The sequence below is a fragment of the Pseudomonas sp. Tun-23181 genome, assembly GCF_057415455.1.
This window is the reverse complement of the sequence record NZ_CM171630.1, coordinates 1,714,931-1,730,894: the sequence shown is the minus strand read 5'-3', so window position 1 is coordinate 1,730,894 and position 15,964 is coordinate 1,714,931. Positions and strand designations below refer to the sequence as shown.

Genomic DNA, 15,964 nt, shown 5'->3' with positions numbered 1-15,964 from the left:
GTGGCTGGTACAATACTGGCCTTTCGTGAAAAGCAGGCCCTATATGTCAACGTCCTTCCTAGAAATTGTCGAGTTGCCTGATGGCCGGATCGAGCTGCGCCGCGCCGAGGATGAAGGCTCCCTGGTAACCCTGGATTTCTCTGAGGACGCCAAGGTATTCCTGCAAGGACAGCATGTGGAAGTGGCCAAGGCCATGCTCAGCGTGGGCGTGCAGATGGCAGGTCGCCTGATCGAAGGCGACCTCGAACGTGACGAGGGGGCGCGCGTGCTGCATTGAGCGTCGCGCTTCCCAGATTCAGAGCAGCTACAGGCAAAGCCTGAACATCAGCCGAGGCGGATGTTCAGGCTTTGCGCGTTTCCGGTATTGGCAGCGCGGATCAGTTGCTGGCGTGTGCTGGCATTGACACTGCCGAGCCAGCTGACCACGGTGTGGCTGCGGCCCAGGCGCAGGGCCTCGCAGGCCAGTTGCAGGGTATTCTGGTTGCCGCGCGGTTGCAGTAGCAGGATGCGCTCGCGGTTGAGGCCGGCATCGCGCAGCCAGGCCTGGGTCAGGCTGGCGGGCGGGGCGATGAGCGTCAGCCAGCGGGTGTCGTCCTCCTCGCTCAGCTCGCGCAGGATGGGAGCCAGCAGGCTCTGGCAGTGACCCGCCGCGCCGCGCAGGGACAGCTCGCTGAACCGCTCGGGCTGGTTGCCCTTGAGGGGTTGCGACGGGGTGTGGGCCTTCAGCCCGGGCAGTACCGGTTGGGCGAGGAAGGCCTCGAACAGGGGCAGCTGGGCTTGCTGGGGTGCATGGATGAACTGCTGCATGACGCCTCCTGGATCAGCGGCGAATGACGCCGACGCTCAAGCCCTCGATCACCAGTTCCTGTTCTTTCAGGTCGACTTCGATAGGGGCGAATTCGGGATTCTCGGCGAGCAGCCAGACCTTGCTGCCTTCGCGCTTGAAGCGCTTGACGGTCACTTCGTCGCCGAGGCGGGCGACGACGACCTGGCCGTTGCGGGCCTCGCGGCAGGTGTGCACCGCCAGCAGGTCGCCGTCGAAGATGCCGATGTCCTTCATGCTCATGCCGTGCACGCGCAACAGGTAGTCGGCACGGGGATGGAAGAACGCCGGGTTGATGTTGCAGGATTCCTCGATGTGCTGCTCGGCGAGGATCGGCGCACCGGCGGCGACCCGGCCGATGATCGGCAGGCCGCTTTCCTCGGCCTTGGCTTCCAGGCCCGGGATACGGATGCCGCGGGAAGCGCCCGGGGTCATCTCGATCGCACCCTTGCGGGCGAGGGCCTTGAGGTGCTCCTCGGCGGCGTTGGGGGACTTGAAGCCCAGCTCCTGAGCGATCTCCGCGCGGGTCGGCGGGAAGCCGTTGTCTTCCAGGCAGCGTTTGATGAAGGCCAGGATCTCGGCTTGGCGTGGCGTCAGTTTCAGCATGGCGGGCGCTCTGTCTTTTTATACAGTGACTGGGATTATATACAGTAGAGGGCGAGCTGCAAGCCATCAGATGCAAGAAAAGCGCGATAAGGCGCCCTGGGCCCTTCGCCGAGTCCCCGCAGGTGCGCATCTACAGGGCTGGCACCTCTTGCCGCTTGCAGCTTGACGCTTGTAGCTTTTAAATGGCGACCGCCTAGTCACGGAGCCTTGACAGGAACAGGCCTGAAACGTATGTTTCAAACAACTGTTTGTCAGGCGGAGTAGTCATGGCCCAATCGGAAACCGTTGAACGCATTCTCGATGCTGCCGAGCAGCTGTTCGCGGAAAGGGGGTTCGCGGAGACCTCGTTGCGGCTGATCACCAGCAAGGCCGGGGTCAACCTGGCTGCGGTGAACTACCATTTCGGCTCCAAGAAAGCCCTGATCCAGGCAGTTTTCTCGCGTTTCCTCGGCCCTTTCTGCGCCAGCCTCGAGCGTGAGCTGGAGCGGCGCCAGGCACGCCCCGAGCACAAGCCGAGCCTCGAGGAGCTGCTCGAGATGCTGGTGGAGCAGGCCCTGGCCGTGCAACCGCGCAGCAATAACGACCTGTCGATCTTCATGCGCTTGCTGGGCCTGGCCTTCAGCCAGAGCCAGGGGCACCTGCGTCGCTACCTGGAGGACATGTACGGCAAGGTGTTCCGCCGCTACATGCTGTTGGTCAACGAGGCCGCGCCGCGCATTCCGCCACTGGAACTGTTCTGGCGCGTGCACTTCATGCTCGGTGCCGCGGCGTTCAGTATGTCGGGCATCAAGGCCCTGCGCGCCATCGCCGAGAACGATTTCGGCATCAACACCTCGATCGAGCAGGTCATGCGCCTGATGGTGCCGTTCCTGGCCGCTGGCATGCGCGCCGACAGCGGCGTCACCGACGAAGCCATGGTCGTGGCGCAGTTGCGCCCGCGCAGCAAGTCCGGCACCGCCAGCGCCCCTGCCAAGGCCTGAGCACTGGGCGGGGCAGGGCGCTTCGGCTAAGCTAGGCGGCCTGCGTGGTAACCGTACAGGCCGCTAGCGCCCATGCCCGATCTCGATTTCCTGCACATTTCCCTGGCCGATCAATGCCTCTACGGTTTCGCCCGTGGGCAACTGTGCGTGCGCCTGCCGGTCTCGACCGCCCGCAACGGCGCCGGTGAGTTGAACGGTTCGGGGTGCACGCCCAGGGGGCTTCACCAGGTGCGGGCGCGGATCGGCGCAGGCCTGCCGCTCGGCGCGGTTCTGCGTGCCCGTCGCTGGACCGGCGAAGTCTGGTCGCCGGCGCTGCATGCGCAGTTCCCCGGGCGCGACTGGATCCTGAGCCGTATCCTCTGGCTCAGCGGCTGCGAGCCGGGCGTCAATCGCCTTGACCGGGTCGACACCTTCCGTCGCTACATTTACCTGCATGGCACGCCCGACAGCGAACCTCTGGGCGTGCCGTTGTCCCATGGCTGCGTGCGCCTGCGCAACAGCGACCTGCTGGACTTGTTCGAACGCGTGCCGCTGCACTGCCCGGTACGGATCGACGAGGCCGCCTGCCCCCAGTGGGCTTCCCTGGATCTCCAATGAAGGATTCCCTATGACCGCCAGCCTGCAAGGCTCCCTGATGGTGGATATCGCCGGTGAATGGCTGACCGCCGAAGATCGCCATCTCCTGCGCCAGCCCGAGGTGGCCGGCCTGATCATCTTTGCCCGCAACATCGCCAGCCCGCGCCAGGTGCGCGAGCTGTGCGCCTCCATCCGCGCCATCCGTCCCGATCTGATCCTGGCCGTCGACCAGGAAGGCGGCCGGGTCCAACGCTTGCGCCGGGGCTTCGTGCGCCTGCCCGCGATGCGCGCGATCGCTGACAACGCCAATGCCGAATACCTGGCCGAGCAATGTGGTTGGCTGATGGCGACCGAAGTGCTGGCGGTCGGCCTGGACCTGAGCTTCGCCCCGGTGCTCGACCTTGACCACCAGCGCAGCGCGGTGGTCGGCAGCCGCGCCTTCGAAGGCGACCCGCAGCGTGCCACGCAACTGGCCGGTGCCTTCATCCGTGGCATGAACGCTGCCGGCATGGCGGCCTGCGGCAAGCACTTCCCCGGCCACGGCTGGGCCGAGGCCGACTCCCACGTGGCCATCCCCACCGATGAGCGCAGCCTGGAGCAGTTGCGCCAGGCGGACTTGGTGCCCTTCACCCGCCTGAGTGGCCAGCTGGCGGCGGTGATGCCGGCCCATGTCATCTATCCGCAGGTGGACAATCAGCCGGCCGGTTTCTCGCGCCGTTGGCTGCAGGACATCCTGCGCGGCGAACTGGGCTTCCAGGGCGTGATCTTCAGCGATGACCTGTCCATGGCAGGGGCTCATGTGGTGGGAGATGCAGCCAGCCGGATCGAGGCGGCCCTGAGCGCCGGCTGCGACATGGGCTTGGTGTGCAATGACCGGGCGGCGGCGGAGTTGGCGCTCTGTGCGGCCCAGCGCCTGAAGGTCAGGCCGTCGCCGCGGATCGCCGGGATGCGTGGGCATGGGTTCGCCCGGACGGACTACCGTCAGCAGCCGCGCTGGCTGGAGGCGTTGGGGGTGCTGAAAGAGGCGCAACTGGTCGATTGATACGTCAGTAGCCAGTTAAGGCTTTGGGACGCGAAGCGGCCCCAGCATTTACCAAACCCGTACGCGGGGGCGTCAGCGCCCGCGTTTGCCCGGCAACGGTGCGAACAGCGCTTCGATCTCCTCGTCGCCCAGCCGCCACTGACCGGCCGCCTCGCCATCGAGCAGGCTGGCCGCCAGCGCAGCCTTCTCCTGCTGCAACTGCTGGATCTTCTCTTCCACCGTCCCGCGGGTGATCAGCTTGAACACGAACACCGGCTTGTCTTGGCCGATGCGGTAGGCACGATCGGTGGCCTGGTTCTCGCTGGCCGGGTTCCACCACGGGTCGTAGTGGATCACCGTGTCCGCAGCGGTCAGGTTCAAGCCGGTGCCGCCGGCCTTGAGGCTGATCAGGAACACCTCGCTGTCGCCGTTCTGGAACTGTCGCACCGGGGCGCGACGGTCGCGGGTGTCGCCGGTCAGCAGGCTGTAGCGGATGCCGCGCTTCTCCAGCTCGGCCTCGATCAGCGCCAGCATCGACGTGAACTGGGAAAACAGCAGCACCCTCCGCCCTTCGCTGAGCAGTTCCTCGAGCATCTCCAGCAGGCTGCCCAGCTTGCCCTTGTCGGCATGCGAGCCCTTGATCTCGGCGCCTTTGACCAGGCGCAGGTCGCAGCACACCTGGCGCAGCTTGAGCAGGGCGTCGAGGATGACGATCTGGCTGCGCGCCGCACCGTTGCGGGCGATCTCGTCGCGGACTTTCCTGTCCATGGCCACCCGCACGGTTTCGTAGGTATCGCGCTGGGCGTCGCTGAGCTCGACCCAGTGGATCATCTCGGTCTTGGCCGGCAACTCCTGGGCCACCTGTTCCTTGGTGCGGCGCAGGAGGAACGGGCGAATGCGACTGGCCAGGTGGGCCATGCGCTCGCTGTCGCCATGACGCTCGATGGGCACGCGATAGTCGCGGTTGAAGCGCTTGAGGTCGCCCAGCCAGCCAGGCATCAGGAAGTGGAAGAGCGACCACAGCTCGCCGAGGTTGTTCTCCATCGGCGTACCGGTCAGGCACAGGCGCTGGTTGGCCTGCAATTCGCAAACGGCGAGGGCGGCCTTGCTGGTGCTGCTCTTGATGTTCTGCGCCTCGTCGAGGACCAGCAGGTGCCAGGGCCGCTCATGCAGGTGCTGGAGGTCGCGGGGGACCAGGGCGTAGGTGGTCAGGACCAGGTCGTATTCGTGCAGCGAGGCGAAATGCTTGCTGCGACCGGGGCCTTGCAGGGCGAGCACGCGCAGCTCCGGGGCGAAGCGCTGGGCCTCGTCGAGCCAGTTGGGGACCAGGCTGGTGGGCATCACCGCCAGGGCTGGGTGCTCGAGGCGCCCGGCTTGCTTTTCCAGCAACAGGTGGGCGAGGGTCTGCAGGGTCTTGCCCAGGCCCATGTCGTCGCCGAGGATGCCGCCGGTGCCCATCTCGCGCAGGGCCTGCATCCAGTTCAGGCCTTGCTGCTGGTAGGGGCGCAAGGTGGCGTTCAGGCCTGCCGGGGGCTCGACCTGCACGTCGCGGGCGTCGCGCAGGCGCCGGCCCAGGTCGCGCACGTGGCTGCCGCCTTCCCAGTGCAGGGGCAGGTGTTCGAGGTCGTTCAGGCGCGCCGCGTCGGCGCGGTCCAGGCGTAGGGAGGGGCCGATACTGTCGTCATGCAGGTACAGCTCGCCCAGCGTGCCCATCACGGCCTTGATGCGGCCATAGGGCAGGGCGACGCGCAGCGCCGGCGCGTCGAGCCGGCCACGGTTCATGTCGATCAGCAGGTGCTCGTCGTCACTGCGTCGGGCCAGCTCGCTGGGGCGTAGCAATTCGGGGCTGCTGCGCAGCAGCTGGAGGACGATCGGCAGCAGGCTGTGGCGCTGGCCATCGACGACGATCCCCAGTTCCAGGTCGAACCATTCATGGCCTGGCGCCTCCACCACGGTGGCGTACCAGTCGTCCACCTCCTGCAGGTTGAAGGCGAAGTCGCGGTGGATGTCGATCACCCAGCCGGCCTTGCGCAGGCGTGGCAGGTGCTCGCGGGCGAAGTGCAGCCAGGCCTCGTCGTCGGGCAACTGGAACATCTCGCCGGCGCTGTCGGGCAGGGCCTTGCTCTGCCGCGTGGCGGGTTTGAAGCCCAGGTCGTGCAAGGCCTTGCGCAGCGCCTGTTCGGCGCGGGGCTGGCGCTGGATGCGCTGGCTGGTCGTTTCCACCAGTCGGGTCAATGGCTTGTCGCCGTTGCCGCTGGCGCGCAGGCCGTCGTAGTCGAACGACAGCGCGGCACGGTGTTGCATCTGGCGCTGCATGCGCCCGGTCTTGGGCATGTAGGCGCTGAATTCGAGGCTGCCGAGGGTCAGGTGGGGCCGTGGTTCGATGCCGTCGATGTCCTCGGTGCTGACGGTGGTCGGCGTGGGCACCTGGCGGTTCAGGGCATTGAGCCGGTGGCTCAGAGGCACGACCAAGTGTTCCGGGACCGTGGGTGCCCGCGACAGCTGGCTGGCGATGAATGGATCCAGGTCGTGGGTCAGCTTGCCGACCTGGCCGGTGGTAGTGTCCACGTAATGCAGTGGCTCCAGTGGCAGCACCTGGGCCAGGGCCTGCTCATCGGCATACCAGGCGCCCCGGTAGCTGCCATTGTCCAGGCGGACCCAGCGGAACGCCGCGTGGCGTTCGGGGCCGGGCTGCAGGGGCAGGTCGTCACGCCCTCGGAACAACAGGTGACCGGTGGCCAGGGCATAGCCCAGCAGCTCGGCGCCAAGGGCGCCGCCGATGAAGAGGGTGTTCGGTAGGCCACCTTTCGCCCGCTCTGCTTCAATGAGCCGAAGCAGGCGGCCATCGGCTTCGGTCACGTAGCGGGGCGGGTAGTAGATCAGTTCTGGCAACGAGGTGATGCGGGTGAGTTCCAGGGCGCCGCCGTTCTGCCGCGTGCCCTTGAGCACCGTCAGGTAGCACTGCTCCTGGTCCATGCCGACGCGGTAGTAGAGCGCCCGGCCCTTGTGGTCCGCCTTGGGGGCGGGCTGCTCGACCGGGTTCGCCATGGCCTCGACCCAGGAGTGCAGCTCGGGCGAAAGACTGGCGTGGGTATCGGTCTGGGCGCTGACCGGGGCGGGTGCGTGGCGCAACAGGAACAGGGCTGCGGCGCAGTGCTTGCAGTTGTGGCCTACCGGGCAACTGCAGGTTCCCTCGAACTCGATCCCGTCTTTGGTCATTTGCACGCTGAGCCATTGCTGGTACACGCGCCCTGCGGAGCCCGTGCATTCGGCCTGGACCCTCGTCTCGTCGACCGCGACCAGCCGGACCCGGCCGTCCTCGGCATAGGCTTCGCCGCGTTGCAGCGTGCGCGGGTCGAACCAGTCGCGCCAGTCATCGAGCTCGCGGACGAAGAACTGCACAGCGCTCTCGTTCACCTTACTGCTCCATCATCTCCGGGCTCAGTACCGGCAGCTTGCGCTCACCGACCGGCGCGATCTTCAGCAGCAGCGCCAGGTGACCGCCATCGAGGAAGGTCAGTTGGTTGGCCTTCATGGTGCTGTTGCTCTGCCTGAACTGCTCGCTCTGCAGCACGCTGCCATTGCCATCGAGCTGGTTGACCCAGAAGTTGGCCTCCACGGTGATGAAGCGCCCCTGGGCGATGCTCAGGTTGCCCTCGATGGGGAAGTGGCCGAACTGCTCCTGACCTGCGCCCAGGGCGATGCGGCTCGGCTCGCTGCCGACCTGCTGCTGCCAGGCCTTGTGCAGCAGCACGGTATAGCTGGGCGTGGCCTGCAGGCGGGTGACTTCGTCGTTCAGCGCGGTCGGGCGTTCGGCGTCCTTGTTCAGGCGTGGGGCGCCGGCGCTCCAGTCTTCGGGGGCGAACGGGCTGTTCACCGCGGGCACGGCGTTCTGCCGGACCAGGATCATTTCCACCTGATAGGGGCCTTCGGCGAAGGCAGCCGGCGCGATCAGCGTCAGCAGCAATGTCAGGCAACGGATGGCACGCATGGATGTTCCTTAAGGCTGTGGGCTCAGGCGCTCGAACAGCGCCTCCAGGGTGTTGAAACGTTCGTCCGGGCGCTCCATCGGCACGAAGAAGCGGAACTGGGTGGCGCCCTCGAACTTGTAGCGTTTGGGCTGGCCCTGGATCAGCTTGATCAGGGTCAGCGGGTCGACTGGCGTCTCGGCCTCGAACTCGAGCTTGCCGCCGTTGGGGCCGGCGTCGACCTTCTTGATGCCGAGCTTTTCCGCTTGCAGCTTGAGCTGGGTCAGGCGCATGAGGTTCTTGGTCGGCTCGGGCAGCAGGCCGAAGCGGTCGATCATCTCGACCTGCAGGTCCTTGAGGCCGTCCTCGTCGGCTGCCGAGGCGATGCGCTTGTAGAGGATCAGGCGAGCATGGACATCCGGCAGGTAGTCCTCCGGGATCAGCGCCGGCAGGCGCAGGTTGATCTCCGGGCCGCCGCCCAGGGGTTGCTCGAGGTTCGGCTGAGTGCCCTTGCGGATCGCCTTGACCGCACGCTCGAGCATTTCCATGTAGAGGGTGAAGCCCACTGCCTGGATCTGCCCGCTCTGGCCTTCGCCGAGCAGTTCACCAGCGCCACGGATCTCCAGGTCGTTGGTGGCCAGGACGAAGCCCGCGCCCAGGTCCTGGGTGTTGGCGATGGCCTCCAGGCGTTTCTCGGCGTCGGCGCTGATCTGCTGGCGTGGCGGCGTGAGCAGGTAGGCGTAGGCCTGGTGGTGACTGCGCCCGACCCGGCCGCGCAACTGGTGCAACTGGGCCAGGCCGAACTTGTCGGCGCGCTCGATGACGATGGTATTGGCGCTGGGCACGTCGATGCCGGTCTCGATGATGGTCGAGGCCACCAGCACGTTGAAGCGCTTGTGGTAGAAGTCGCTCATCACCTGTTCCAGCTCGCGCTCGCGCATCTGCCCGTGGCCGATGCCGATGCGCGCCTCCGGGACCAGCTCGGCCAGTTCGGCGGCACACTTCTCGATGCTCTTGACGTCGTTGTGCAGGTAGTACACCTGGCCGCCGCGCAGCAGTTCGCGCAGCAGCGCTTCCTTGACCGTGCTCTTGTTCTGCTCCATGACGAAGGTGCGCACCGACAGGCGTCGCGCCGGCGGGGTGGCGATGATCGACAGGTCGCGCATGCCCGACACCGCCATGTTCAAGGTCCGTGGGATCGGCGTGGCGGTCAGGGTGAGGATGTCCACCTCGCTGCGCAGGGCCTTGAGCTGCTCCTTCTGGCGCACGCCGAAGCGGTGTTCCTCGTCGATGACGACCAGGCCCAGGTCCTTGAAGCGCACGTCGTCCTGCAACAGCTTGTGGGTGCCGATGAGGATGTCGATCTTGCCTTCGGCGAGGTCTGCCGCGGCGCTGGCGACTTCCTTGGCCGACTTGAAGCGGCTCATCACCTCGACCGTCACCGGCCAGTCGGCGAAGCGGTCGCGGAAGCTGTTGTAGTGCTGCTGGGCGAGCAGGGTGGTGGGCACCAGCACCGCCACCTGGCGGCCGCTGTGCACGGCGATGAAGGCCGCGCGCATGGCCACCTCGGTCTTGCCGAAGCCGACGTCGCCACAGACCAGGCGGTCCATGGGCTTGCCGGCGAGCATGTCGGCGCGCACCGCCTCGATGGCGCTTTGCTGGTCGGGGGTTTCCTCGAAGGGGAAGCCGGCGCTGAAGGTGGCGTAGTCGGCGGCCGGGTCGGCGAACGCATGGCCCTTGCGCGCGGCGCGGCGGGCATAGATGTCGAGCAGCTCGGCGGCGACGTCGCGGACCTGCTCGGCGGCTTTGCGCTTGGCCTTCTGCCAGGCTTCCGAGCCGAGCCGGTGCAGCGGCGCCAGGGCATCGTCGCTGCCGGTGTAGCGGGCGATCAGGTGCAGGTTGGCCACCGGCACGTAGAGCTTGGCGCCCTCGGCGTATTCCAGAGTGAGGAATTCGGCGACTTGATTGTCCACCTCCAGCGTGGCCAGGCCCAGGTAGCGTCCCACGCCGTGGTCGATGTGCACCACCGGGGCGCCTTCGCGCAATTCGGTGAGGTTCTTGATCACCGCGTCGTTGGCCGCGTCGCCACGCTTCTCGCGGCGCCGGCGCTGCATCACGCGCTGGCCGAACAGCGGGCTCTCGGCGACCAGGGCCAGGCCTGGGTCGTCCAGCAGCAGGCCGTCGTCGAGGGGGGCGATGGTGATCGCCAGGCGCTCGCTGCCAGTGACGAAATCGGCCCAGCCCTCGACCGTCTGCGGGCGCAGCTTGAGGCGCTCGAGCAGCTCCAGCAGGACCTCGCGGCGGCCCGCCGATTCGGCGGTGAACAGCACGCGGCCGGGGAACTGGTCGAGGAAGTTCGCCAGCTCCGCCAGCGGCTGGTTGGCCTTGGCCTCGATCGCCAGGTTCGGCAGGGGGCGTGCCGGGAAACGCTCGCGGCCGACGCCCGGCTCGACCTCGTCGCTGCTGACCACCACCCGTGGCCATTGCTTGAGGCGGGCGAAGCAGTCCTCTACCGGCAGGAACAGCTCAGCGGGCGGCAACAGCGGGCGGGTCAGGTCGCCACGGCGCTCTTCGTAGCGCCCGCGCACGTCGTTCCAGAAGTGCTCGGCGGCCTGTTCCACGCCTGGCAGGGAGAACACCTGGGTGTCTGCCGGCAGGTAGTCGAACAGGGTCGAGGTCTCTTCGAAGAACAGCGGCAGGTAGTATTCGATGCCGGCCGGGATGATGCCGCTGGCCAGGTCCTGGAAGATCGCGCTACGGCGGAAGTCGACGTCGAAACGTTCGCGAAAGCGTGCCTTGAAGCGCGTGACTTCCTCCTTCTGCATGGGGAATTCGCGGGCTGGCAGCAGGCGCACCGAGTCGACCTTGTCGATCGAGCGCTGGGTCTCCGGGTCGAAGGTGCGCAGGGTCTCGATCTCGTCGTCGAACAGGTCGATCCGGTAGGGCAGCTTGCTGCCCATGGGGAACAGGTCGATCAGCGCGCCGCGCACGGCGAACTCGCCATGCTCGTAGACCGTGTCGACGCAGCGGTAGCCGCTGGCCTCCAGGCGTGTACGCATCTGTTCCACGTCGATGGTCTGGCCCACGTCCAGCACCAGGCTGCTGCCCAGCAGGAAGCGCGTCGGCGCCAGGCGGTGCAGGGCGGTGGTGACCGGCACCACGAGGATGCCGTGGTCCAGTTCCGGCAGCCGGTAGAGGCTGGCGATGCGCTGGGAGATGATGTCCTGGTGCGGCGAGAACAGGTCGTAGGGCAGGGTTTCCCAGTCGGGGAAGGGCAGCACCGGCAGGTCTGGGGCGAAGAAGCGCAGCTCCTGCTCGAGACGGTCGGCGGCCTGGCTGTCGGCGGTCAGCAGCAGGGTGAAGCGGCCAGCGCTGCTGGCGGCTTCGGCGATGGCCAGGCTCAGGGCGGCACCGGGCAGGTTGCCCCAGGTTTGCTTGCCGGCCGTGGCCGATAATTGCGGTAGGCGCAGAACTGACACGGAAGATCCGACTCCAAGCGTTGCGGCAAAGACGACAATTGTACCGGTGCCGGTGCGCGCTGTCAGGCTCGGCAAGGGCGTGGCGGCGGGGTCCGCTGGCAGCGACAGGCGCTCATTGCCCGATACGCCATGGGGCGTCATAATGTAGCCCCTTTTTTCTCCCCCTACATGTGGAAGGTTCCCGTGACTCAGAAGCCCGACCAGTGTCTTGGTGAGTGGATCGATCGTGAAGCCCTGGCTGAAGCGATGATCCCGCTTATCGGTCAGCTCTACCGCAACAACAACGTGGTGAGCTCGATCTATGGCCGCAGCCTGATCAACCGTTCGGTTATCTCGATCCTCAAAGCCCACCGCTTTGCCCGTCACCGTCAGAGCGACGAGACCGAGCTGTCCGTCCACGAGACATTCCCCCTGCTCAAGGCCATGAGCGAGCTGAAACTGGGCGCCGCTTCGGTCGACCTGGGCAAGCTGGCCAACAAGTTCAAGCTCGAAGGCAACGGTCGCAGCGTCGAGCAGTTCGTGCGCGAAGAGCTGGCTGACGTCGTCGGCCAGCAGAACGCTGCCGCACGCAAGGGCACCGACGTCGTCCTGTACGGCTTCGGCCGCATCGGCCGCCTGCTGGCGCGCATCCTGATCGAGAAGACCGGCGGTGGCGACGGCCTGCGCCTGCGGGCCATCGTCGTGCGCAAGGGTGCCGAGAACGACCTGGTCAAGCGTGCCAGCCTGCTGCGTCGTGACTCGGTGCACGGCCCGTTCGATGGCACCATCGTCATCGACGAGGAGCACAACACCATCACCGCCAACGGCAACCTGATCCAGGTGATCTACTCCAACGACCCGGCGTCGATCGACTACACCCAGTACGGCATCGACAATGCCCTGCTGGTCGACAACACCGGCAAGTGGCGTGACGCCGAGGGCCTGGGCCAGCACCTGCAGTGCCCGGGCATCGAGCGTGTGATCCTCACCGCGCCGGGCAAGGGCGCGCTGAAGAACATCGTGCACGGCATCAACCACGGCGACATCACTGCCGACGACAAGATCATCTCCGCGGCCTCCTGCACCACCAACGCCATCGTGCCGGTGCTCAAGGCCGTGAATGACCAGTACGGCATCGTCAACGGCCACGTCGAGACCGTTCACTCGTTCACCAACGACCAGAACCTGATCGACAACTTCCACAAGGGCAGCCGTCGTGGCCGCGCCGCGCCGCTGAACATGGTCATCACCGAGACCGGTGCCGCCACCGCCGCCGCCAAGGCGCTGCCGGTGCTCAAGGGCAAGCTGACCGGCAACGCCATCCGCGTGCCGACGCCGAACGTCTCGATGGCCATCCTCAACCTGAACCTGGAAAAGGCCACCAGCCGCGACGAGATCAACGAGTTCCTGCGCCAGACCGCCATGCACTCGGAACTGCACAAGCAGATCGATTACGTCAGCTCCCAGGAAGTGGTGTCCACCGACTTCGTCGGCTCCCGCCACGCCGGTGTGGTCGACGCCGAGGCGACCATCTGCAACGACAACCGCGTTGTCCTGTACGTCTGGTACGACAACGAATTCGGTTACAGCTGCCAGGTGGTGCGCGTGATGGAAGAGATGGCCGGTGTGAACCCGCCAGCGTTTCCACGCTGATCCGCTTGTAATGCGTTGAAAAAACGGGAACCTTCGGGTTCCCGTTTTTTTTGGCATTTTTTGTGTTCACCCAGGTCTGGCGCGGTAGCTGCTGGGCGGCCTTGTGTCGCGAAAGGGCTGCGCTGGTCTGAGGGCAGTGGAGCTGGCTTGCCGGCGATAGGGCCGGTACAGACAACACAAGACAGACGCTCCAACAGGCGCCGCGCCAGCATGGCTGGCCAACCGAGAGATCCAATGTGCGCACGACCCTGCTGTTCATCCTGATGCTGCTCGCTGCCTGCAACCCTGCGCCCACCCTCGAACGCCTGGGCGGCCCGACCATGGGCAGCAGCTACAGCATCCAGTACGTGCGCGAACCCGGCGGCCCGTCGCCAGCGCAGGTACAGGACGCGGTCGAGGCGATCCTGCGCGACATCGACGGGCACTTCTCGACCTACCGGGGTGACTCCACCGTCAGCCGCTTCAACCAGCTGCCGGCCAACCAGTGCCAGGCTGTGGGCGCCGATATGCTGGCGCTGGTCGCCTTCGGCCAGCAACTGGCCGAACAGAGCCAGGGTGCCTTCGATCTCACCGTCGAGCCCTTGCTCAACCTCTGGGGCTTCGGCCCCCAGGCCCGCCGCGAGCAGGTGCCCGACCCGCAGGCGCGGGCCCTGGTACGCCAGCGCGTGGGCTATCGCCACCTGCGCATCGAGGGCGATGCGTTGTGCAAGGACGCGCCCGTGGAACTGGACTTCAACAGCATCGCCGCCGGCCATGCCGTCGACCTGATCGCCGGGCGGCTGCGCGCCATGGGTATCATCGATTTCCTCGCCGAAGCCACGGGGGAACTCAAGGCCGAGGGCCGCAAGCCCGACGGCAGCCCCTGGCGCATCGCCCTGGAATTGCCCCGCGAGGACCGTCAGATCGCGCGCCAGGTAATTGCCGTGGATGGCCTGGCAGTGTCGACCTCGGGTGACTATCGCCACTATTTCGAGGAGAATGGCCGGCGCTATTCGCACGCCTTCGATGCCCGCCTCGGGCGCCCGGTCGAACATGACCTGGCCGCGGTCACCGTGCTCGATGCCTCGGCGCTGCGGGCCGACGGCTATTCGACCCTGCTGTTGATCCTGGGGCCGCAACAGGGCTGGGACTTCGCCATCGCCCATGGCATCGCGGCCATGCTGGTGACCCGGACGCAGGATGGGTTCGTCTCCCGGGCTACGCCTGGCTTCGAACGAAAGCTCAAAGGCGAGTGAAAGGCGAGTGAAAGGCAAGGCACGGATGATCGCCGCCAGGGAATCGGTGAACGATATGTAGTGCAGGCAAGATTGGCCTACGACGCGACCAAGGGTTAATGTGCGCGGCGTTCAGGCTTGATTAGACTGCACCCGAATTTTCTCATGGCGCCCCGGCGACATGATCGCGCCCCGCGGCCAACCGGCCGGCGGGCCAGTTCTGAAGGAGTACGCATGGCTGTCTACAACTACGACGTAGTGGTGCTGGGTTCCGGCCCGGCCGGAGAAGGTGCGGCAATGAATGCCGCCAAAGCAGGACGCAAGGTGGCGATGGTCGACAGCCGTCGCCAGGTCGGCGGCAACTGCACCCACTTGGGCACCATCCCGTCCAAGGCCCTGCGTCACTCGGTGCGGCAGATCATGCAGTTCAACACCAACCCGATGTTCCGCGCCATCGGCGAGCCGCGCTGGTTCTCCTTCCCCGATGTGCTCAAGAGCGCCGAGAAGGTGATCTCCAAGCAGGTCGCCTCGCGCACCGGCTACTACGCGCGCAACCGTGTCGACCTGTTCTTCGGCACTGGCAGCTTCGCCGACGAACAGACCGTCGATGTGGTCTGCCCCAATGGCGTGGTCGAGAAGCTGGTGGCCAAGCACATCATCATCGCCACCGGTTCGCGTCCGTACCGCCCGGCCGACATCGACTTCCACCACCCGCGCGTCTACGACAGCGACACCATCCTCAGCCTGAGCCACACCCCGCGCAAGCTGATCGTCTACGGTGCCGGGGTGATCGGTTGCGAATACGCCTCGATCTTCAGTGGCCTGGGTGTGCTGGTGGAGCTGGTGGACAACCGTGGCCAGTTGCTGAGCTTCCTGGACTCGGAAATTTCCCAGGCGCTGAGCTACCACTTCAGCAACAACAACATCACCGTGCGCCACAACGAGGAGTACGAGCGGGTCGAAGGCCTGGACAACGGTGTCATCCTGCACCTGAAGTCGGGCAAGAAGATCAAGGCCGACGCCCTGCTGTGGTGCAATGGCCGAACCGGCAACACCGACAAGCTGGGCCTTGAGAACATCGGCATCAAGATCAACAGCCGTGGCCAGATCGAGGTCGACCAGAGCTACCGCACCAGCGTGCCGAACATCTACGGCGCCGGTGACGTGATCGGCTGGCCGAGCCTGGCCAGCGCTGCCCACGACCAGGGCCGCTCGGCCGCAGGCAGCATCGTCGACAATGGCAGCTGGCGCTTCGTCGATGACGTGCCGACCGGTATCTACACCATTCCGGAGATCAGCTCGATCGGCAAGAACGAGCAGGAACTGACCCAGGCCAAGGTGCCCTACGAAGTGGGCAAGGCTTTCTTCAAGAGCATGGCCCGCGCGCAGATCGCCGGCGAGCCGCAGGGCATGCTGAAGATCCTGTTCCACCGCGAGACCCTGGAAATCCTCGGCGTGCACTGCTTCGGCTACCAGGCTTCGGAGATCGTCCACATCGGCCAGGCGATCATGAACCAGCCGGGTGAGCTGAACAATCTCAAGTACTTCGTCAACACCACCTTCAACTACCCGACCATGGCCGAAGCCTATCGGGTAGCTGCCTACGACGGCCTGAACCGGCTTTTTTGAGCGGCTCCGGCCGGTGGCCTGAGCCGGCCGGGGAGA

General features: G+C 66.2%; 12 protein-coding genes. 7 read left to right on the top strand and 5 right to left on the bottom strand.

Annotated elements, in window-relative coordinates:
- Positions 1-43 precede the first annotated feature (43 nt).
- Positions 44-277, top strand: a complete 234-nt coding sequence (locus ACDI39_RS08525; RefSeq protein ID WP_253100463.1) for a hypothetical protein — start codon at positions 44-46, stop codon at positions 275-277.
- A 47-nt stretch (positions 278-324) separates the two neighbouring features.
- On the opposite strand, the gene sulA is transcribed toward ACDI39_RS08525, so the two are convergent.
- A complete protein-coding gene (sulA, locus tag ACDI39_RS08520) occupies positions 325-807 on the bottom strand; it encodes an SOS-induced cell division inhibitor SulA (protein ID WP_225786919.1) in 483 nt (160 codons plus the stop codon).
- Between the two features lie 13 nt (positions 808-820).
- On the bottom strand, positions 821-1,429 hold the full coding sequence (gene lexA, locus ACDI39_RS08515) for a transcriptional repressor LexA (RefSeq protein ID WP_253080497.1): 609 nt from the start codon (positions 1,427-1,429) through the stop codon (positions 821-823).
- A gap of 266 nt (positions 1,430-1,695) precedes the next feature.
- Here lexA and ACDI39_RS08510 point away from each other — a divergent pair, with 266 nt between their 5' ends.
- The 3 genes from ACDI39_RS08510 to nagZ all read left to right on the top strand — a co-directional run bounded on the left by ACDI39_RS08510 (position 1,696) and on the right by nagZ (position 4,027).
- Positions 1,696-2,409, top strand: coding sequence for a TetR/AcrR family transcriptional regulator (locus ACDI39_RS08510; protein ID WP_225786917.1), 714 nt, complete (start codon positions 1,696-1,698; stop codon positions 2,407-2,409).
- Between the two features lie 72 nt (positions 2,410-2,481).
- Entirely contained in the window at positions 2,482-3,006 is a 525-nt protein-coding gene (locus tag ACDI39_RS08505) for a L,D-transpeptidase family protein (RefSeq protein ID WP_486538368.1), read from the top strand.
- 22 nt (positions 3,007-3,028) lie between these two features.
- A complete protein-coding gene (gene nagZ / locus ACDI39_RS08500; protein WP_486538974.1) occupies positions 3,029-4,027 on the top strand; it encodes a beta-N-acetylhexosaminidase in 999 nt (332 codons plus the stop codon).
- A gap of 72 nt (positions 4,028-4,099) precedes the next feature.
- Here the strand turns inward: nagZ and ACDI39_RS08495 are convergent, their stop codons facing one another.
- The 3 genes from ACDI39_RS08495 to mfd are packed head-to-tail and all read right to left on the bottom strand — an operon-like array spanning position 4,100 to position 11,453.
- Positions 4,100-7,423 (bottom strand): DEAD/DEAH box helicase, encoded by a 3,324-nt coding sequence (locus ACDI39_RS08495; protein ID WP_225786915.1) that lies wholly within the window; start codon positions 7,421-7,423, stop codon positions 4,100-4,102.
- 1 nt (position 7,424) lies between these two features.
- A complete protein-coding gene (locus ACDI39_RS08490; protein WP_225786914.1) occupies positions 7,425-7,997 on the bottom strand; it encodes a peptidoglycan binding protein CsiV in 573 nt (190 codons plus the stop codon).
- A gap of 9 nt (positions 7,998-8,006) precedes the next feature.
- Entirely contained in the window at positions 8,007-11,453 is a 3,447-nt protein-coding gene (mfd, locus tag ACDI39_RS08485) for a transcription-repair coupling factor (protein WP_225786913.1), read from the bottom strand.
- A 168-nt stretch (positions 11,454-11,621) separates the two neighbouring features.
- Between mfd and ACDI39_RS08480 the strand changes: the two genes are divergently transcribed.
- The 3 genes from ACDI39_RS08480 (at position 11,622) to sthA (ending at position 15,928) form a co-directional block, all read left to right on the top strand.
- Positions 11,622-13,085, top strand: a complete 1,464-nt coding sequence (locus tag ACDI39_RS08480; protein ID WP_225787150.1) for a glyceraldehyde-3-phosphate dehydrogenase — start codon at positions 11,622-11,624, stop codon at positions 13,083-13,085.
- Between the two features lie 236 nt (positions 13,086-13,321).
- Positions 13,322-14,320 (top strand): FAD:protein FMN transferase, encoded by a 999-nt coding sequence (locus ACDI39_RS08475; protein WP_410045831.1) that lies wholly within the window; start codon positions 13,322-13,324, stop codon positions 14,318-14,320.
- 213 nt (positions 14,321-14,533) lie between these two features.
- Positions 14,534-15,928, top strand: a complete 1,395-nt coding sequence (gene sthA / locus ACDI39_RS08470) for a Si-specific NAD(P)(+) transhydrogenase (RefSeq protein ID WP_225786911.1) — start codon at positions 14,534-14,536, stop codon at positions 15,926-15,928.
- Positions 15,929-15,964 lie beyond the last annotated feature (36 nt).

Excerpts from the sequence above, each read along its gene's own strand:
- ACDI39_RS08490 (WP_225786914.1), bottom strand. The coding sequence starts at position 7,997 with ATGCGTGCCATCCGTTGCCTGACATTGCTGCTGACGCTGATCGCGCCG.
- sthA (WP_225786911.1), top strand. The coding sequence starts at position 14,534 with ATGGCTGTCTACAACTACGACGTAGTGGTGCTGGGTTCCGGCCCGGCC.
- ACDI39_RS08525 (WP_253100463.1), top strand. The coding sequence starts at position 44 with ATGTCAACGTCCTTCCTAGAAATTGTCGAGTTGCCTGATGGCCGGATC.
- sulA (WP_225786919.1), bottom strand. The coding sequence starts at position 807 with ATGCAGCAGTTCATCCATGCACCCCAGCAAGCCCAGCTGCCCCTGTTC.
- lexA (WP_253080497.1), bottom strand. The coding sequence starts at position 1,429 with ATGCTGAAACTGACGCCACGCCAAGCCGAGATCCTGGCCTTCATCAAA.
- ACDI39_RS08480 (WP_225787150.1), top strand. The coding sequence starts at position 11,622 with ATGTGGAAGGTTCCCGTGACTCAGAAGCCCGACCAGTGTCTTGGTGAG.
- ACDI39_RS08510 (WP_225786917.1), top strand. The coding sequence starts at position 1,696 with ATGGCCCAATCGGAAACCGTTGAACGCATTCTCGATGCTGCCGAGCAG.
- ACDI39_RS08505 (WP_486538368.1), top strand. The coding sequence starts at position 2,482 with ATGCCCGATCTCGATTTCCTGCACATTTCCCTGGCCGATCAATGCCTC.